Here is an 18,446-nt window from a genome sequence, read left to right as displayed (position 1 = left end):
TGAAGGACGCGCTGGCCGCCATGTCACAGGACTCCCTGGCGGACCTCACGGCGCTCGGCGGCACCACCTGGATCCTGGACGAGACCGAGCAGGCCGTACACATTCTCGGGCGGACCATGGACGTCATACGGCGGGCCGGCAGCGCGGGCACGAACGCGACCGTCACGCAGGCGCTCGCCCTCGCCCTGTTCGAAAGCGGTTCGTGGACGGCAGCCCAGGACGCGGCGGACGAGGCGTTCTGGACGGCGACCGAGGCGGGAGCCGACAACGTGACCCTGGGCTCCTGCGTCCTCCAGGCCACCCTGCGCGCGCTGCGGGGCGACCACGCGACCGCGCGGACGCAGGCCCTGGAAGCCGTACGAGGCGTCGACCTGCGCAGATCCCTGAGCCTCCAGGTCCGGCACCGGCACGCACTGGGCATGGCCGCGTTCGTCGCCGGGGACCACGCCGACGCCTACGAACAGTTGCGCGCCACCTTCACCCGCGACTTCCGCCCGGCGCCCGTCCACTACCATGCCTCCGTCTACTATCTGGGCGACCTGGCCGCCGCGGCGGTCCGTGCCGGGCGGCGGGAGGACGCGCGCACGGTGGTCGAGGCCGTCGAGCACAGCCTGGAACCCGACAGGTCGCCCCGAATGGCCGCCGTCCTCCACAGGGCCGCAGCCCTGCTGAGCGACACCGAGGACGCCGAGCGGCACTTTCGCGCCGCCCTGGCCGCCCTCGCCACCGACTGCTGGCCCTTCGAAAAGGCACTCACGCACCTCGACTTCGGCGAGTGGCTGTGTCGACGGCGACGCAGCGCCGAGGCACGCCCGCACCTCGGCGCGGCACTGGAGTGCTTCCAGCGGCTCGATGCCCGGCCCTGGACCGCCCGCACCGCCGCGGAGCTGCGGGCGGCGGGAGCCCCGACGGCGGCGGCGACGACCACGCGTGCCGCGGGCGGACTCACCGCGCAGGAACGGCAGATAGCCGAACTGGGGGCGCAGGGCCTCACCAACCGCGACATCGCGGCCCGGCTATACCTGTCACCCCGCACCGTCGGCTACCACCTGCACAAGATCTTCCCCAAGCTGGGAATCCGCGCAAGGGCACAACTCCGCGACGCCCTTGAGCAGAATCCGCCGCAGTGACCGGATGCCGGGCGGAAGTGGATCACCGCGACAACGCGACGAGGGCCTGGTCATGGCCCATGTCGTGACCGTGGCTGCGGCCTGCGGACCGTACAACCGGCACGTACGCTGCTGGACGCGTCACCCCGCAGAGTGTGAGGCTCAGCAATCCGAGCGTTCCATCTGCGCATCCACCTGGAGTCCCACCAAACCGGCCGAGCACCTGATCAAGCAGAACGTGGTCCCGACGGTCAGCCGCGAGACGCTGCGGCGGAAGCTGCGCGAGGGCAACTGATCTCCTATCCGAATGAGTCTGCGTCAAGGGGCAGAAGCTGGACCAGGCCCACCGAGGTGTCGTCGTTCGGGGAAGCGTGGACGGCGCGGACTGTCCAGCGGCCTGGTCGTATCGGGACGGGGGCCTGCTCCGGCAGTCCTCCGCCGTTTGGGTACTCGACGTCCAATTCGGCTCCGACGGTGACAGAGTCCATGAGCACCGCCGGGCCATCCGTCTCCCAGGCACCGCACTTCTCCCACTGGGTGGTGGGGTCGGTGAGTACAGCCTTGGCTGCGGCGATCAGGCCGGCCTCGGAGTCGGCGCCGAGCCAGCGGACGAAGGCTTGCTGTTCCGGCAGGTAGCAGGTGGTTGCGGGTTGGTCCGCCAGGACAAGTCCCTTCGCGCCCTCCTCGTCGACAGCAATCACGCCGGCCAGTTCGTCCACCTCGCAAGCGCGGTCGTAGTCGTCCGGGACGTCCCCGTCGCCAATGACCATCCCCGACTCCGTGCAGCCACGCCATTTATCCAATACGGAAACTGGTACGGCGATCAGAGGGCCGCCCATCGACTCGACCCAGGTGAGGGAAGGTTCGGCTGAACTGGCTGCGGTCGAGGAAAACGTCTTCATCGCGCCAGTATCACCCCGGCCGCTGACAATGCTTTCCTCCGGCTGCGGAGCAGCCTTACTGACACCTTGCCGCAGACCGGCCCACCCTCGATGACATCGGAGCGGAGCGAGTGAGGCTGGGCACCTGCCCCTCCCCCACCACGACCGGTGGATTGACATCGAGACGTCTCCGTAGGCAAGGAGGTTGTCGGGGTCGTGGGCAGTTCAAGCAGCTCGTCAGCCGGCTGCGGTTGCCGGAGACCTCACAAGAGCGTGACGCCATCCGGACGAATAGTCGTACCGGGCAGGGAGGTCAACTGTCCGCGCACGAGGATCTCACCCGCACGGAACTCTCACAGCCCTGAAGCGTGTCAGGGGCCAAGAAGGGGTGCAGGAAGCACCCACCTCTCGACCCTTCCCGCACCGGGGATTCCGTACTCCCCTACCCCGGCATCATGGCGGGTTCGCTCGCTACCAGCCGGCCTTCACCCCGTTGTAGGACTGGCGGCAGGTGGCGTTGGACGCCTCGACGGAGAGCTTCTGCATGGCGTTCTTCCAGACCTTCTTGGCCACGCTCTCCAGACCCCGGGTCTCGGCGGGGACGTTCGGCGCGTACTTCTTGATCGTCCCGATGGCCGCGGTTGCGAACTGGCTGCACACCGGTCCGGTGGTGTTCTGGTACCGGGTGTCCAGGTCCCTGGCTACGGCTTTGCCGTTCGTGGTGGCCCAGCCGTTCCACGCCGCGCACGCAGTCTGCGTGAACGCCGCCTGGTCGGCCTCGCTCAGCTTCGCGACCTCGTTCAGCAGGGCTTCCTGGACCTTGTCGGGCACCGTGAAGTACACGACGGGGAACTTGTCGAAGGTCTGGAGAAGAGACTCCTGGCACGCAGGGGGCAGCGGGGCCGCTTGCGCGAACGAGGGTGCGGTCAGGACGGAGGCGGACAGGACAGCCGCGGTGAGAACGGTCCGCTGGACGGTACGGCAGAGAGTCATGACGGCTGGTACTCCTTGAAAGAGAGGGTGTTCCGATCAGGGCGCGAAACAGCGGCCCAGCTACAGAACGATCACTGGTCGGTGCAGGACACGGTCGAAACCGAGCCCTTCGGAAGCGGCGGTGATCGGCCCAGCACGCGACGGTCGGGCAAGTCATGTGGGTCGTACGGGCTTCGAGGGTGTGCCGGGCTCCCCCGCGTGTGCGCCCGCGTTCATGTCCGGCTCGGACCGGTCGGGCATCGCTCTCGTTCAGATGGGAGCGCGTTGCGGGTGCGTCTGCGGAAGACGAGGAAGCCGGCGAACGCTGCCACGGTGAGCCAGAGAAGCTGGATGGCGAGGCCCTGGGACACCGATGTGGTTGAGAATGCTGCGGACATACTGGCCTGCACCGCCCCGTACGACGGCAGGAAGCGCATGACGGCGCTGTCCGATCCCGAGTTCGAGAGGGGGTTCTGCAGGGCCACGTCGATGATGCTGATCATCAGGATGGCGAACATGCCCTCCACCTCGCGGCCCAGCACTGACCCGAAGACCACTCCGAGCGCGCCGTAGGTCATGGCTGCGCAGAACAGCGCGGCGGCGAGCATGAGGGGTTGCCTGGGGGACCAGGCAACGCCGGTGACGGCCGTGGCGTATGCGGCGATGGCGGCACAGACCAGGGTGAGCGCGGAGAGCTTGGCGAGTACCAGGTGGAAGCGTGGGTAGCCCGCCATTGCCAGGCGCCGGTCGAAGGCACCGCCCGTAAACGTGGCGGCGAACATCATGAATCCGGCGATCAGCGTGACGGCGTTCAACGCACCGGTGATCTGAGTGAGGTGGTTGCCGGCCGGGGACAAGACCTGACCCGTGGCCCGCAGCCGGAACGGCGCCGGACGTTCGGGAATGGTCACGTAGGCCAGGGCGATCCAGATCGGGATGTACAGGACCACCAGCAGCATGGCGAACCGGTTGCGGGCGTGCCCGATCAGTGCGTACCGGGAGGCGGTGACGAACAGGGACCAGTGCTTTCTCATGTCGTCGCCTCCGTCCGGGAGTCCTGGCGGTGGAGGCGGCCGCAGTCCAGGCGCCACAGCTCGTCCAGCCGCCCGATGTCGTACGCCAGGTGCGAGACCACCAACACCGAGCGCCCGGCGTCGCGCAGCCTCATCGCCAGCTCCCAGAAGCGCAGGTAGGTCTCCCAGTCGAAGCCTTGGTACGGCTCGTCCAGCAGGAGAACCTCCGGATCGTGCATGAGCGCCAACGTCAGGTTCAGCTTCTGCCGGGAGCCGCCGCTCAGCAGGCCCGCGCGTTGGTCGAGGTACTCGGTGAAGGCCAGCGTCTCCATCACCTCCTCGGCTCGCCGCAGGTCCGCGAGCCCGAAGGCGCTCTTGAAGAAGTCCAGGTGCTGGCGGACCGTGAAGGAGTCGTCGAGGACCACGGCCTGCGGGCAGTAGCCGAACCTGCCACTGTGGCGGACCGATCCGCGGTCGGGCCGGAGCTCGCCGGAGAAGGTCTTCAGCAACGTCGTCTTACCGGCACCGTTCTCCCCCACGATCCCGGCAAGGACCCCGGGACGCAGAGTGAGGTCGACGCCTCGCAGGACGGCGTGGTGCCGATAGGAATGGTGCACATCTCTGACTTCCATCGCGCTGCTCCGTCGTGCCAGGTCTTCCGGATAGCGGCGAACCCGATCCGCCCGTGCCCAACGATCCGACGGCTCAACGGAAACGGCGCCAGGGCCAGTACTGATCCTCGACGTCAACCTGGTCACGCAGTGTCATACGTACGGCGGAATCCGCGCGGAAGGACCGGTCCCAGGGGCAGCAGGGGCGGCTAGGGTGGCGCGTGCCGGCGAGCTCCTCAGCACCTCCGAGCCCTGGCGGCTTGTCGGTGCTTCGTGTCCGGGCACCCCGGACGGGGCTGGAGTCATGACGCCGGCGGAAGCCCTCGCCCCTTCGACCCCGATCACGTACGTACGAGTGAAAGTCAGTCATGCGGAGAACGTGCGTGATCGGAGCTGGCCCGTCAGGGCTGGCCGCGTCCAAGGTCCTTGCGTCGCGGAACATTCCGTTCGACTGCTACGAAGCCGGATCGGGCCTCGGCGGACTGTGGCGATTCGCCAACGACAACGGCTTGTCCGGCATCTACGCGTCGCTGCACGCGAACATCTCGAAGGAGAGCATGTCCTTCGCTTCCATGGCCATGCCGGAGAACTACCCGGTCTTTCCGCATCACAGCCAGGTCCTGTCCTACCTGGAGGACTACGCCACGTCGTTCGATCTGCACCGTCACATCGACGTCGGCGCGGAAGTGACGGCGGCTCGGCCGCAGCGTGACGGCAGCTGGGAGGTCGCGTATCGGCGCCGTGGCGATCCGGCCGAGAAGTCGCGGCGCTACTCGGAGGTACTGGTTGCCAACGGACACCACTGGGACCCGCGCTTCCCGGACCCTGCCGTTCCGGGGGCCGAACACTTCGAGGGAACCACAATCCACTCGCACGAGTACCGCGCTCCCCACGCGTACGCCGGTCAGCGTGTACTGGTGATCGGCATGGGCAACTCCGCGTGCGAGATCGCCGCTGAGATCTCCCGCACGGCGGCGCGGACCGTTCTCTCCACGCGCAGCGGTGCACATGTGTTCCCCAAGATGCTCCTCGGCCGCCCGGCCGACCATCTGGTGTCGAGCCCGCTGTCCGATTTCCCGCTGTTCCTGAAGCGTCCCGCCCTGCGGCTCCTCCTGTGGCTCGCCCGCGGCAGTCCGGCTCGCTACGGGCTTCCCGAACCGGACCGTGAACTCCTCACCACCCACCCCTCCACCTCGGACGAACTCCTTGTGCAGCTGGCCCGGGGGGCGGTTACCGCGAGGCCCGGCGTCAGCGGCTTCGGTCCCGACACCGCGGTCTTCACTGACGGGACCTGTGAGCGGGTGGATGCCGTGGTGTACGCAACGGGCTACAAGATCTCCTTCCCCTTTCTGGAACCCTCCGTGTTCGCTGCCCAGGACGGCCGCACGGAGCTCTACCTGCGCACCGTTCCTCCTGGACTCTCCGGGCTCTACTTCATGGGTCTCGCGCAACCATCCGGTGCGGCCTTCCCTCTGCTCGAGTCACAAGCGGAATGGATCGCCGACCTGATCGACGGCTCGGCCGCTCTGCCGTCGGCGTCGGACATGACGCGAGCGATCCGGCGCGAGTGGCGCCGGCACCGGAAGACCTACGCCCCCACCTACCGCCACGGGATCGAAATTGACTTCCGCTCCTACCGAAGGGCCCTCGGCCGTGAACGTCGAGCAGGCCGGCGTCGAGCACGGAGCACAGCCCCGAACCTCCCCACCATGGTTGACCTCGCTCCGAGGGCCGACGCGCTGTGACCCGCTCAGCCAGGTATTCCACCGGATGGCCGGCGAGCACCAACTGGCCGTGGGATGGGCCGTACGGTTCCGCGGAGAGCCCCCCACACCGGACGAACTGCGCCGTCACCTGTGGGAGAGGCTGGCCGAACTACCGACGCTGACCCACTGCATCCAGGACTTCCCGGGGCCGCGGTTCGTGCCCGCGTCGGACCTCGACCCCCGAAGGCATGTGCGAGGTCTGACCGCGACAGCTCCCCTGAAGCGGTGGCAGGACTGTGTTCAGGAGGTGCTCGGACGGCCGCTGCCGACCGCTCCCCATCCCCCCTGGGACCTCTGGCTGATCCACGGATACACCGAAACGCCCGAGTACGTTCTCGTGTTCCGCATTCACCACGCGATGGAGGACGGCGCGGGGCACCACTACGTATTGCAGACGTTGTTCACCCCGCGAAGGCCGGCCGGATCCGGGGACGGGCATCCGCCGCGCCATGCCGCGGGACGCGTCTCCCTTCGGGGCGTGCTCGGCATCGTGAACGACATCGCGCACAGTTTCCGGGGCGCCGGCACCTGGTGCGTGCTGCGCAGGCCCCCGACGGGGAAGCTCTCCGCGGCCTTCTGCACGGTCGAGACACGACGGCTGCTCACCGTTTCCAGAGCTCTCGACACCGACGTCAGCGCGGTCTTCCTGACCGCCCTGACCGGAGCCATGCGCGCCGTCGCCCTGGCCGAGGGGGAGCCTTTGGCACCGCTTCCGCTCTCTTGGCCCCTCTCGACCCGGACGGGCAGCGAGAGGGGAGCCGTGGGCAACTTCCTCACCATGCTGCGCGTCGAGTTGCCATGTGACGAACCCTGCCCCCTTCGCCGCCTCTCCCGTATCACCCGCCAGCTGTCACCCGGGAACACCGAGCGGAGAATCCGGACCTCCCTCGCCCTCATGCGGCGCGCACCGCGTCCCGTGACCCATTGGACGCTTCGGCGGCTCATGAGCCCACGCCACGTCCCTGTCGTCGGAACCTACTTCCCCACGGCCATGCCGCAGCCGTCCTTCGGGGACGCCCGGCTGGACGGTGCGCTCGGGCTGGGTGCCCCTCTGCCGGGTCAGCTCTGCCACCTGACGCTGCTCAGACGCCGAACCGAGTGTGAGCTGTCCGTCGTCCACGACGGAGCTCTCCCCCAGGGCCGCGACATCCCGCAGCTGTGGCTGGCCGCTCTCCAGGAGCTCGAAGCACGGATCTGACCGAGCGGCCGGCCCGCTCATGCCGTCACTCGGTTCGCACCGGCGCCGAGGCCTCCTCCAACTCGCCCACGGCCTGCTCCCACAGGCTCGGCAGCAGTTCCGCCAGCGGAAGGCCGCGGTCGGTCACGAAGGACACCTCGGCCCAGGTGCCGAAGAACGACAGACCCACCCCGAAGAGGTGGCCGGGGAGGAGCAGGGGGAGCAGGGCGGTACCAGTCACCTGGGTGGCGCCCAGACTGCCCTCGTTGGCCAGCGGCATGGACGTGGCCAAGATGTCGGTCACGCGGGGCGAGAACACGCCCCGCATATACCACTCGGTTGGACGGTCAGGCATAAATCTGACCAAATCCTGGATGGCCTGCCGCCACGGCTCGCTCCTCAGCCTCGCGGTCGTCGCCATGACGCACCCCAGCCGCCGCAGGGGCAAGTCGTCGTCCGAAGAACCCCCAGGGCGCCCAGGGGCGGGGTTCACGGGCAGTTCCATCGGCAGGGCGAAGCAGCGGTTGCCCCACGTCTGTTCTTCGTCCCGGCGCCGGGCGTCGACGGGCACCAGCGCCGAGATCCGCGGCAGCGATACGCCGGACCGTGCCGACCAGGCGGACAACGCCCCGGCAAGAGCGGCGAGATGGGCGTCGTGAGCCGATCCGCCCTGCGCCGTGCCGATCCGCCGGAGACTGTCCAGCGGTACGCGGCCCCGCCACAGCCGCCTGTCGCCCGTCGGCGCGAAGGGCGCAGCCGGTCCGCGGCTGCGGGTGGCGAGGGCGGCGAGGGCGGCAAACCCGAACTTCACGGCCAGGCCGAGCGCCAGTCCCGCCCTCCGCGGCAGGTCGGCGCGGCGGCCTGCCCGGAGCACGGGTCGGGCGGAAGGCTCCCCTTCGCCCAGAATGGCGCGAAAGGTCTGTGCTGCGGCCGAGCCGTCCTGGCAGGCGTGGTGAAACCGGTAGCACACGGCGTACTCGTCGGGCACGTGGCCGTGGACGAGCCAGATCCCCCAGCGTGCGCCGGGCGGAAACGGCGCGTTGAGCGCCGTGTCCATGGCGGACTCCCACTCCGCCGGACCGTCCGCGACCGCCTCGTGGACATGCCGCTCAACGGTGAAGTCCGCGTCCGGTCGCCACCTGGAGCGTCGTGTCTCGCCGTCCACGCGGGTCGTGAACATGGGGAGCCGGGCCAGGCGCATGCCCACGTACGTGCGAAGGTCGGCCAGGCTCGGAGGCGGACCGCTCAGATAGGCGACGCCGCCGGCGTCCCAACGGACGTTGGGATGAATCCTTTCCAGATTGAGGAACGCGCGGTCCACGGAGTGAGTGCGGTGGTGGGCGGACTGAACGGACACGGTCATGAGGGCTCCAGTTCTCGTCGGCCGACGGGCGCGCAGACGGACGGGCGGACAGCCGATCGGGCGGACCCGCGCGGCACCGATTCGTCGCCCCGCTCGTATGACCACGGTTTATATCGCGCAGCCGCACGCCCGGAACCCGGTCTCGCGCGCTGCCCGCGCGGATTTGTCGGTCGCGTCGCGCAGAGCTACGTGCCGTGCTCCGCCTGCCGGCCGCGCCACCGAGCCGCCTGGACCGGCTCCCGGAAGCCGGCCGCGAAGTCACCCGAAATGATGACAAGGTCGCGGACTGCCCGGGCGGGTGACAGCGTGTCCCATCGAGCCTGCGCAACGGGGCTGTTGGCGTACCGCAGGGGGCACAGGATGTCTCCCGTCCCCGCGCCCTGATACTCCGTTCGGGTGAGCTGGCAGACCGGGGGCCCCGCTGCCGCTCACCATCTGTCACTGTTCCTCTTGCATCGGTGGTCGCCGAGTTGGAGGAGGCCCGGAGACCGAGGGTCGGCGAGCTCGCGCCGCACGGGCGGGACGAGCCGGGACGGACCCCGTCAGCCGCCGGTCGTCCGCACCACCGCGTGCATTCCTGTCCCTTTCGAAGCTCTTGGAGTCATGGTCGTGCACGTCGCCCTCACCGGCGCCACCGGATTCCTCGGGCTCCGCCTCTTACGCCGACTGCTCACCACGCACGCGTCGTTGACGGTATTGATCCATGCGAGGTCGGGTGACGCGTTGCACCGCATCACCCGGTTCTTCGAGCTGTCCGGCGCTCCGGACACGCTGATCGCGGCACTCCCCAGCCGGCTGCGAGTGGTGGAGACCGAGCTGGAGCGGCCGCGGCTGGGGCTTTCCGGAAACGACTTCCAGAAGCTGGCCGACGGACTCGACGCGATCTGGCACAGCGCGGGAAGCATCAACCTCGAGGACGACCTCGCACGGCTGCGCCGCATCAACGTCGAAGGCACGCGGCACGTACTTGAGTTGGCCGCCGCCGGACGCAGGAACCCCGTGGTCCACCACGTGAGCACCGCCTTCGTGGCCGGGGCACGGCGCGAAGGTGTGGCGTACGAGGACGAGCTGGACGACACGTACGGCTTCGAGAACGCCTACGAGCGCTCCAAGTACGAGGCGGAGGTCCTGGTCCGTGCGTGGTCTCGGGCACACGACCGCCCAGTCCTGGTGCTGCGGCCGAGCATCCTGGTCACGGACCTGCCGCCGCACCCGGACCTGCCCTCGCACCCCCTTCAGGTCATCGAACGGATCCTGCAGGACTCGCTGCGCACCGCCGGTCTCGACGTCCCCGGAACCCCCGGGCCCCGCCGTCCGGAGATACGGCTGGTGGGCCACCCGCACGGCCATCTGAACCTGATGCCGGTGGAGGACGCGGCCGAGGTCATGGTGCGGTTGGCCGGCCGGCCGTCCTCGGGGGGAGTCGACACGTACAACGTCGTCCACGGCCACGACGTCCCCATCCCCACCATCGTCGCGCTCCTGGAACGGCTCGTGCACCTGAACCTCGACGTTGTCGCCAGGAAGCCCGACGACACGTCCGCGCTGGAATCCCTGCTGGACTTCTACCCGGGCTTCACGGCCTATCTCAGTCACCGTCGCCGCTTCGACGACACCCGCGTCCGGACCCTGTTCGGGCCGTCGACAACCAGGTTCCGGGTGGACCTGGACTACCTGTGGTCCGGTCTGGGTCCGAGGCGGGCGACGGCGGGCTGACCGTCGCCCGCACCCGACCACGCACCCTCTCCCCCGATCGCGACCACGACTGCGTTCCCGACCCCCCGGGTACGCCTGACCCGCACACGCCCATCCCCGCTGGAGCCCGCCCTTGTCCGTCCTCGCTGGTCCCGACCTCGCCGCCGCGTCCCCGCCGGTCCTCTCCGCCGAAGGGATCGCCGCCCGAGCCCGGCGGATCCGGGAACACGTGCACATCGTCACCGACCCGACCGGCCGTGAGCTGGGCCTTGCCACCGGCCCCCGGCCCAGCGGCCCGGTGCTCGGTACGCTGCCCCCGCTGTATCCCGAGTGGCTCGGCGGGCGCACCTTCTGCGAGGCGCACGACGTCCGTTTCCCCTACGTGGCGGGCGAGATGGCGAACGGCATCGCCACCACCCGGATGGTGACCGCGATGGCCCGGGCGGAGATGCTCGGGTTCTTCGGCGCGGGCGGCCTCGGATACGCCGACGTCGAGCGGGCCGTGCGCACGTTGGCCGACGAGCTGCCGGACAGCCCGAACTGGGGCGTGAACCTCATCCATTCACCGGCCGAGCCCGCGCTGGAGTTCCGCGTGGCCAAGCTGTTGCTGCGACACGGCGTACCCCGGATCTCGGCCTCGGCGTTCATGGAACTGACCCCTGCCGTCGTGCTGTGCTCGGCCCTGGGACTGCGCCGGGGTGCCGACGGCCGGATCATCCGGCGTTCCCGGATGCTCGCCAAGGTCTCCCGCCCCGAGGTGGCCCGGCAGTTCCTTTCGCCCGCACCGTCCGGGCTGCTGCGCCGGCTCGTCGCCCAGGGAGAACTGACCTCCGAGGAAGCCGACCTGGCCGCACGGGTGCCGGTGGCCGAGGACATCACCGTGGAGGCCGACAGCGGCGGGCACACCGACAACCGCCCACTGGCGGCACTGCTGCCGCGAATCGTCCTCCTGCGTGACGAACTCACCCGGCGGTTCGGCTACCACCAACCGGTCAGGATCGGCGCGGCCGGCGGGCTGGGCACGCCGAGCGCGGTGGCCGCCGCGTTCGCGCTCGGCGCCTCCTACGTGGTCATCGGATCGGTGAACCAGACCGCCACGGAGGCGGGTCTGTCCGACGAGGCCAAGAAGATGCTCTCCGAGGCGGACATCGCGGACGTGACCATGGCACCGGCGGCCGACATGTTCGAGTTGGGCGTCAAGCTGCAAGTACTCGCCCGCGGGACCATGTTCGCCCGGCGAGCCGCCCGGCTCCACGCGGCGTACCAGGAGCACGGCTCGCTGGAGGAACTCCCGCAGCCGTTGCGCGCCACCATCGAACGGGACGTGCTGCGCGCCCCCATCGACGAGGTCTGGCAGCGCACACGCGAGTTCTGGCACCAGCGCGACCCGTCGGAGATCACTCGCGCGGAGGCCGACCCCAAACACCGTATGGCGTTGGTCTTCCGCTGGTACCTCGGGAACTCCAGCCGATGGGCGATCACCGGGGAACCGGCACGGCGTACCGACTACCAGATCTGGTGCGGGCCCGCGATGGGCGCGTTCAACCGGTGGGCAGCGGGCACCTTCCTGGCCGAACCGGGGAACCGGTCCGTGGTGCAGATCGCGCTCAACCTCCTCGAAGGCGCGGCCGTGCTTACCCGCGCTCACCAACTGCGCACCTACGGCGTCCCGCTGCCGGCATCGGCGTTCGCCTACACACCGTGCAGGCTCGCATGACCGGCCCCGGTGCCCCGGAGACATCAGCAGCATTCGTTCCACACCAGGGAGAGCCAGTGTCCGGCACCCACCGCCAGGTACCCGTCGCCGTGGTCGGCATCGGCGCGCTGGTTCCCGGCGCGACGGACGCGGCAGGCTATTGGCGGATCGTGGTCGGCGGCCAGGACCTGATCACCGAAGTCCCCGCCTCCCGCTGGCTCGTGGAGGACCACTACGATCCCGATCCGGCCGCCCCCGACAAGACGTACGCCCGCAGGGGCGCGTTCCTGCCGGAGGTGGACTTCGATCCGCTGGCCTACGGCGTGCCGCCCGCCAACCTGCCGGCGACGGACACCGCCCAGTTGCTCGCCCTGATGGTCGCCGACCAGGTGCTCGCCGACGCCGGCGGTCTGGCGCGCATGGACCGGGACCGGGTCGGCGTCGTCCTCGGCGCGGCCGCCCTGCAACTGCTTCCGCACATGTACGGGCGCGCCCACCGCCCGGTATGGCTCAAGGCGTTGCGGGAGAGCGGCCTTGCGGAGGCCGAAGCGCAGGCCGCGTGCGACCGCATCACGGGGCACTTCACACCCTGGCAGGAATCGACCTTCCCCGGACTGCTCGGCAATGTCGTGGCGGGCCGGATCGCCAACCGGTTCGACCTGCACGGCACCAACCACACCACCGACGCGGCCTGCGCCAGCTCCTTGGCGGCACTGTCCACGGCGGTCGGTGAGCTGGCGCTGGGCCGGTCCGACCTGGTGATCAGCGGAGGCGTCGACACCGGGAACGACATCGGCATGTTCCTGTGCTTCTCCAAGACGCCCGCGCTGTCCCCCACCGGTGACTGCCGGCCGTTCTCCGAAGCGGCGGACGGCACGATGCTCGGCGAGGCCGTCGTCATGTACGCCCTCAAGCGGCTGTCCGACGCGGAACGGGACGGCGACCGGATCCATGCGGTGATCCGCGGTATCGGCACCTCGTCCGACGGCAGGAGCACCGCGATCTACGCGCCCCTGCCCGACGGACAGGCGCGGGCTCTGCGGCGCGCCTACGAGGAGGCAGGCTACGGCCCGGACACCGTCGAGCTGGTCGAGGCGCACGGCACCGGAACCAAGGCCGGAGACACTGCCGAACTGACCTCGCTGCGCACTGTGTTCGGGGCATCGAGGCGCACGGACCAGCAGTGGTGCGCGATCGGCTCTGTCAAGTCGCAGATCGGCCACACGAAATGCGCGGCGGGCGCGGCAGGGCTGCTCAAGGCGGTCATGTCCCTGCACCACAAGGTGCTGCCTCCGACCATCAAGGTCGACCGGCCCAGCCCTGTGACCACTGCCTCGGACAGCCCGTTCTACGTCAACACCGAGGCGCGCCCGTGGGTGCGCTCACCCGACCACCCCCGCCGGGCGTCGGTGTCGAGCTTCGGCTTCGGGGGCAGCAACTTCCACGTCACGCTGGAGGAGTACGTGCCGTCGGATGCATCGGGCGGTACGGCGTGGCGCCACCGCTCCGCTCCGACCGAACTCGTCCTGTTCAGCGCCTCTTCGCCGTCCGCTCTGCAGGCATCGGCTTTCGACGGCGACCGTCCGCTGGCCGCGATCGCACGGGAGAGCCACAGCACGTTCTCGCCCACCGACCCGGTGCGGCTGGCCGTCGTCGCCACCGACACCGAGGACCTGGCCGAGAAGTTCGCCGCTGCGACCGCGCTGATCCGGCAGCGGCCGGACACCGCGTTCTCCACGCCGACCGGTATCCAGTACGCCACCGGGGCCCCCTCGCCCGGCCGGATCGGTTTCCTCTTCCCCGGACAGGGCGCCCAGTACGTGGGCATGGGCGCCGATCTGGCCATGCTTTCACCGGACGCCCAGGCGGTCTGGGACCGGCTGGGCAGTGCCGGGTTCGACGGCTGCCCCCTGCACCGGGTGGTGTTCCCCCCGCCAGCCTTCACCGACGAGGAACGGGCGGCCCGGCGTTCGCGGCTGGCCGCCACCGAGTGGGCGCAGCCCGCGCTCGCGGTGCACAGTCTCGCCCTGCTCGAAGTGGCTCGTGGGCTCGGTCTGCGGCCGGACTGCGCGGCGGGCCACAGCTTCGGCGAACTGGTGGCCCTGCACTGCGCCGGCGTCCTGGACGCCGAGTCCCTGGTCGCTCTGGCCCGCAAGCGCGGCACATTGATGCGGGACGCGGCCGTCGCTCCGGGCGCGATGCTGGCCGTCGGTGCGGACCGCGAGCGGGTGGCGGCGGTCCTTGCCGGCAGCGGGCTCGACGACGTCTGGCCGGCGAACCACAACGCCCCCCGGCAGGTGGTGCTCTCCGGCACGGCCGAGGCGATCGCGGCCGTGGAGAAGGCCTTCGCAGCCGAGGACGTCGGCACCCGGCGGTTGAACACCTCGACCGCGTTCCACAGCCCGCTGGTCGCCCCGGCGGGTGAACGGCTCTTCGCGTTCCTGAGCGGGATCCCTCTCACGGAGCCCCGGATCGAGGTCTACGGCAACGCGGACGCGGCACCGTACCCCTCACCGCCCGACGAGGTGCGCCGCAGGCTCGCCCGCCAACTTGCCTCACCCGTGCTCTTCCACGACCAGATCGAGGCGATGTACGCCGCCGGGGTCCGGACCTTCGTCGAGGTCGGCGCGGGCACCACGCTGACCGGTCTGGTCGGGCAGATCCTCGGCGACCGCGAGCACGCGGCAGTCCCCCTGGACCAGCCGGGCCGGTCCGGAGTCAGCAGCCTGCACACCGCGCTCGGCCGACTCGCCGTACGCGGCATCCCACTCGATTACGACCACCTCTGGGCGCCTTACGGGCCGCCCGGAGCACCAGCGAAGGAGCGCAAGCCCCGAATGACCGTGAAGATCAGCGGAGCCAACTACGGTCAGCCCTACCCGCCCGCCGGTGGGGCCGCCGTACTGCCCGCGCCGAATGACCCGGCCCGGCCCGACTCGCCCAACCCGCCCAGGCAGCAAGCGGAATCCGTACCCGTACCGGAGGCCCCGGTAGCCCCGGCGCCCGCATACGAGCCGGTGTCCGCGTACGAACCGGTGCTCGCTTCTGCACCCCTGTCCGTGCCCGCGTCCTCTGCGGGTTCCGACTGGTACGCCATGGTCGAGAGTGTCCAGCGGCAGACGGCGGAAGCCCACGCGGCCTGTCAGCGCATGCTGATCGACAGTCATATGACGTTCCTGAGGATGACCGAGACGACCCTTTGCGCGATGCTGGGAGCGCAGGGCGTCAACGGCGTGCTCGGTGAAACAGCTTCCTCGTCACCACCGCTGCTCCCCCAGCCATCACCGTCACTGCTCCCGGAGCAGTCGCCGGACGCGCGGACACAGGCCGTGCCGCAGCCCCCGGCGCCCGTGCTGTTCGAGGCCCCGACGCCTGTGGTGCTCGCCGGGCCGCCCACCCGACTGCCTTCCCCCGGACCGTCGACCGCCGAGGACCGGGCCCCGGACACCCACCCGGACATCACGCCGGCGGCGGCCCTGTCGGCGCAGGCACTCCAAGAACTGCTGCTCTCGGTGGTGGCCCGGCTCACCGGCTATCCGACGGACATGCTCAACGTGGACATGGATCTGGAAACGGATCTGGGAATCGACTCGATCAAGCGCGTCGAGATCCTGTCCGCCGTACGTCAGCGGGTGGGCGACGCACCGGCGGAGAGCATCGCCCAGCTCGGCAGACTCCGCACCCTGCGCGAAATCGTCGACGCGCTCACCGCCAGCACCGGCGCGGTATCTCCCGGGGCTGCAGCACCGGACTGCCGGGCCGCGGCTGCCGCCCCGGGCATCACGGAGGTTGCCGCAGTCCCGAAGATCCCGGCCATGCGCACCGAGCCGCCGCAGTGCGCGGCATTGACCAGGCTGGTCCCGCGTGCGGCGGAATCACCCGCGTCCGGCCTGGCCGTGGCGGCCCTCGGGGACGGGCCGCTCGTGGTGACCGGAGGGGACTTTGACTGCATCGACGACGCCAGAATCGCCGGTCTCGTGGCGCGGAAGCTGACCGCACACGGCATCGACGCCACCGCTGTGACGGACGTTCCGGAGAACGCGCACGGCGTTGTCCACCTCGGCGGGCTGACCGGGACCGGCTCGCCGGACGAGGCGCGGGAAATCCACCGTTCGGCGTTCCGCGCGGCTCGTTCGGTCGCAGCGCGGATGGCCTCACGGGGCGGGCTGTTCGTGACCGTGCAGGACACCGGTGGTGACTTCGGGCTCGACGGCCGCCGGCCCGAGCGCGCGTGGCTCGGCGGGATCGCCGGTCTGGCCAGGACCGCGGCGAAGGAGTGGCCGGGAGCTTCGGTCAAGGCGATCGACTGCGAGGCCGGCGGGCGCGACCTCGACACGGTCGCCGAGGCGATCGTGCGTGAACTCCTCGAAGGCGGCCCCGAGACGGAGGTCGGCCTTCGCGCGGACGGTACCCGCACCATCCCGCGGGCGGTCCCCGCACCACTGACGCCCGGCGGGGCGACGAGGATCACTTCGGAGTCGGTGATCGTGGCCACCGGAGGGGCACGCGGGGTGACCGCCGCCGCGCTGCTGGACCTGGCCAGGACACACCGGCCCCGGATCGTGCTGCTCGGCCGGACCGAACCGGCCACCGAGCCGCCCGGGCTGGAGTCGGCCGCCGACGAACCCGCACTCACCCGTCTGCTCGCCGCACGCTCCGCCGGGGACGCGGATGGATCCTCCCCGGCCGAGATCACCGTCCGGGCCCGGGAGATCCTGGCGGCTCGCGAGGTACGGGCGACGCTGGCGGCGCTGACTGCGGCGGGCTCCGCCGCCCGCTACGTCCCGGTCGACGCGAGGGACGGCGAGTCGCTCGCCGCCGCGCTGCGCGACGTACGCGAATCGTGGGGTCCGATCACCGGCATCGTGCACGGCGCCGGGGTACTGGCCGACAAGCGGATCGCCGACAAGAGCGACGAGCAGTTCGACCAGGTGATGTCCACCAAGGTGGACGGCCTGCGCGCGCTGCTGGCCGCGACGGCGGACGATCCACTCGACGTGATCTGCCTGTTCTCCTCGGTGGCCGCCGTGTTCGGCAACGAGGGACAGAGCGACTACGCCATGGCCAATGAGGTGCTCAACCACGTGGCGTCCGCCGAGCGGTCCCGCCGCCCCGACTGCCTGGTGCGCTCCGTGGCCTGGGGCCCGTGGCACGGCGGAATGGTCACCCCCGCCCTGGCCGGGCACTTCGGCCGGGCCGGCGTCGCCCTCATCCCCCTGGAGCAGGGCGCCGCCGCCTTCTCGGCCGAGTTGGACGGTACGGTCGGCGAACCGCGCGTCGTCATCGCGGCCGGCGACGATCCAGCAGCCATGACGCCTGTTGGCGATCCTCGCCCGGCCCAGGTGCTGATCCGGGAGAGCAGCCATCCGCAGCTGTCCGACCACCAGCTCGCCGGAGTTCCCGTACTGCCCGTGGCGATGGTCCTGAACTGGTTCACCGGCGCGGCCGCCGCCTGGCGGCCCGCCACCGGCCGGATGGTCCTGCGCGATGTCCGGGTGTACAAGAAGCTCGTCCTGCCGCGACTCGCCGGCGACGGTCACCGGATCACCGTGCACGGCCGCCGTGGCGCGGTCGGTGCGCCCTCGAACCTGGAGGCGGAACTGCGCGGCGAGGACGGCGTTGCGCACTTCCGGGCCGTGCTGGAGTTCGAGGCCGTCGAACCCGATCCGGCCGTGTGGGGCACCCCGGATGGGCTGGAGCCGCCGACCCGCCCGGAGGTCTACGACGGACGGACCCTGTTCCACGGCCCCCGGTTCCAGTCCATCCGCACCCTGCACGGTGTCTCCGGCCGCGGAGCCGAGGCGACCGTTGTGGGCCTGCACGCGCTGGACTGGGCGGGTGACCACTGGCCGCTCGACCCGGCCGCCGTGGACGGCGCGCTCCAACTCGCCCTGATCTGGGCGGAGAACGTACTCGGTGAGGCGACGCTGCCCATGGCAGTCGCGGAGTGCAGGGTGCACCGGCGCGGCCCGGCACCCGAGACCATGCGGTGCGTGGTTCGGGCGCGGAAGACGCACGAGACGGGAGCACGGTGCGACGTCGCGCTGATCGACCCCGACGCGTCCGTGCGCATCGAACTGCTCGGCGTGGAACTCGTCCGCCGTCCCTCCTGAGCTCTGCCGGCAACTGCCGTCGCCCCGGCACACAGCCGTCCGTACCGCAC

12 protein-coding genes are annotated in these 18,446 nt (G+C 70.4%); 7 read left to right on the top strand and 5 right to left on the bottom strand.

Features of this window, described 5'->3' with window-relative positions; genetic code table 11:
- Positions 1-20 precede the first annotated feature (20 nt).
- Complete coding sequence (locus tag ACIPEK_RS22925) at positions 21-1,130, top strand: LuxR C-terminal-related transcriptional regulator (RefSeq protein ID WP_401998994.1); 1,110 nt, start codon at positions 21-23, stop codon at positions 1,128-1,130.
- Between the two features lie 52 nt (positions 1,131-1,182).
- On the top strand, positions 1,183-1,404 hold the full coding sequence (locus ACIPEK_RS22920) for a hypothetical protein (protein WP_401998991.1): 222 nt from the start codon (positions 1,183-1,185) through the stop codon (positions 1,402-1,404).
- A gap of 4 nt (positions 1,405-1,408) precedes the next feature.
- On the opposite strand, the gene ACIPEK_RS22915 is transcribed toward ACIPEK_RS22920, so the two are convergent.
- From ACIPEK_RS22915 to ACIPEK_RS22900, 4 genes are all read right to left on the bottom strand, one after another.
- On the bottom strand, positions 1,409-2,011 hold the full coding sequence (locus ACIPEK_RS22915) for an Imm21 family immunity protein (protein WP_401998988.1): 603 nt from the start codon (positions 2,009-2,011) through the stop codon (positions 1,409-1,411).
- A gap of 450 nt (positions 2,012-2,461) precedes the next feature.
- Positions 2,462-2,983 (bottom strand): hypothetical protein, encoded by a 522-nt coding sequence (locus tag ACIPEK_RS22910; RefSeq protein ID WP_383071707.1) that lies wholly within the window; start codon positions 2,981-2,983, stop codon positions 2,462-2,464.
- Positions 2,984-3,195: 212 nt separating this feature from the next.
- Complete coding sequence (locus ACIPEK_RS22905; RefSeq protein WP_401998984.1) at positions 3,196-3,996, bottom strand: ABC transporter permease; 801 nt, start codon at positions 3,994-3,996, stop codon at positions 3,196-3,198.
- Complete coding sequence (locus ACIPEK_RS22900) at positions 3,993-4,607, bottom strand: ABC transporter ATP-binding protein (protein ID WP_327271328.1); 615 nt, start codon at positions 4,605-4,607, stop codon at positions 3,993-3,995. Before ACIPEK_RS22900 ends, ACIPEK_RS22905 begins: the two co-directional genes overlap by 4 nt.
- A 362-nt stretch (positions 4,608-4,969) precedes the next feature.
- Here ACIPEK_RS22900 and ACIPEK_RS22895 point away from each other — a divergent pair, with 362 nt between their 5' ends.
- Together ACIPEK_RS22895 and ACIPEK_RS22890 are read left to right on the top strand one after the other, a co-directional pair.
- The gene (locus ACIPEK_RS22895) at positions 4,970-6,331 is read left to right on the top strand and encodes a flavin-containing monooxygenase (RefSeq protein ID WP_401998981.1); all 1,362 of its coding nucleotides are present in this window, start codon (positions 4,970-4,972) and stop codon (positions 6,329-6,331) included.
- A gap of 25 nt (positions 6,332-6,356) precedes the next feature.
- The gene (locus tag ACIPEK_RS22890; RefSeq protein ID WP_401998978.1) at positions 6,357-7,550 is read left to right on the top strand and encodes a wax ester/triacylglycerol synthase domain-containing protein; all 1,194 of its coding nucleotides are present in this window, start codon (positions 6,357-6,359) and stop codon (positions 7,548-7,550) included.
- 25 nt (positions 7,551-7,575) lie between these two features.
- On the opposite strand, the gene ACIPEK_RS22885 is transcribed toward ACIPEK_RS22890, so the two are convergent.
- The gene (locus ACIPEK_RS22885) at positions 7,576-8,892 is read right to left on the bottom strand and encodes a wax ester/triacylglycerol synthase domain-containing protein (RefSeq protein WP_401998975.1); all 1,317 of its coding nucleotides are present in this window, start codon (positions 8,890-8,892) and stop codon (positions 7,576-7,578) included.
- 603 nt (positions 8,893-9,495) lie between these two features.
- Here ACIPEK_RS22885 and ACIPEK_RS22880 point away from each other — a divergent pair.
- The 3 genes from ACIPEK_RS22880 (at position 9,496) to ACIPEK_RS22870 (ending at position 18,396) form a co-directional block, all read left to right on the top strand.
- Complete coding sequence (locus ACIPEK_RS22880) at positions 9,496-10,608, top strand: SDR family oxidoreductase (protein ID WP_401998973.1); 1,113 nt, start codon at positions 9,496-9,498, stop codon at positions 10,606-10,608.
- A gap of 112 nt (positions 10,609-10,720) precedes the next feature.
- Complete coding sequence (locus ACIPEK_RS22875; protein ID WP_401998970.1) at positions 10,721-12,304, top strand: PfaD family polyunsaturated fatty acid/polyketide biosynthesis protein; 1,584 nt, start codon at positions 10,721-10,723, stop codon at positions 12,302-12,304.
- A 56-nt stretch (positions 12,305-12,360) separates the two neighbouring features.
- Positions 12,361-18,396: an SDR family oxidoreductase gene (locus ACIPEK_RS22870; protein ID WP_401998967.1), complete on the top strand. Its 6,036-nt coding sequence runs from the start codon at positions 12,361-12,363 to the stop codon at positions 18,394-18,396.
- Positions 18,397-18,446 lie beyond the last annotated feature (50 nt).

It is taken from the genome of Streptomyces sp. NPDC088246, assembly GCF_044741025.1.
GTDB lineage: Bacteria > Actinomycetota > Actinomycetes > Streptomycetales > Streptomycetaceae > Streptomyces.
The sequence above is the reverse complement of the archived record's forward strand: the minus strand, read 5'-3'. Positions and strand labels throughout refer to the sequence as shown.

What these genes read in the sequence shown, in the direction of transcription:
- ACIPEK_RS22925 (WP_401998994.1), top strand. Translation starts at nt 21, where the DNA reads ATGTCACAGGACTCCCTGGCGGACCTCACGGCGCTCGGCGGCACCACC.
- ACIPEK_RS22920 (WP_401998991.1), top strand. Translation starts at nt 1,183, where the DNA reads ATGGCCCATGTCGTGACCGTGGCTGCGGCCTGCGGACCGTACAACCGG.
- ACIPEK_RS22915 (WP_401998988.1), bottom strand. Translation starts at nt 2,011, where the DNA reads ATGAAGACGTTTTCCTCGACCGCAGCCAGTTCAGCCGAACCTTCCCTC.
- ACIPEK_RS22910 (WP_383071707.1), bottom strand. Translation starts at nt 2,983, where the DNA reads ATGACTCTCTGCCGTACCGTCCAGCGGACCGTTCTCACCGCGGCTGTC.
- ACIPEK_RS22905 (WP_401998984.1), bottom strand. Translation starts at nt 3,996, where the DNA reads ATGAGAAAGCACTGGTCCCTGTTCGTCACCGCCTCCCGGTACGCACTG.
- ACIPEK_RS22900 (WP_327271328.1), bottom strand. Translation starts at nt 4,607, where the DNA reads ATGGAAGTCAGAGATGTGCACCATTCCTATCGGCACCACGCCGTCCTG.
- ACIPEK_RS22890 (WP_401998978.1), top strand. Translation starts at nt 6,357, where the DNA reads ATGGCCGGCGAGCACCAACTGGCCGTGGGATGGGCCGTACGGTTCCGC.
- ACIPEK_RS22885 (WP_401998975.1), bottom strand. Translation starts at nt 8,892, where the DNA reads ATGACCGTGTCCGTTCAGTCCGCCCACCACCGCACTCACTCCGTGGAC.
- ACIPEK_RS22880 (WP_401998973.1), top strand. Translation starts at nt 9,496, where the DNA reads ATGGTCGTGCACGTCGCCCTCACCGGCGCCACCGGATTCCTCGGGCTC.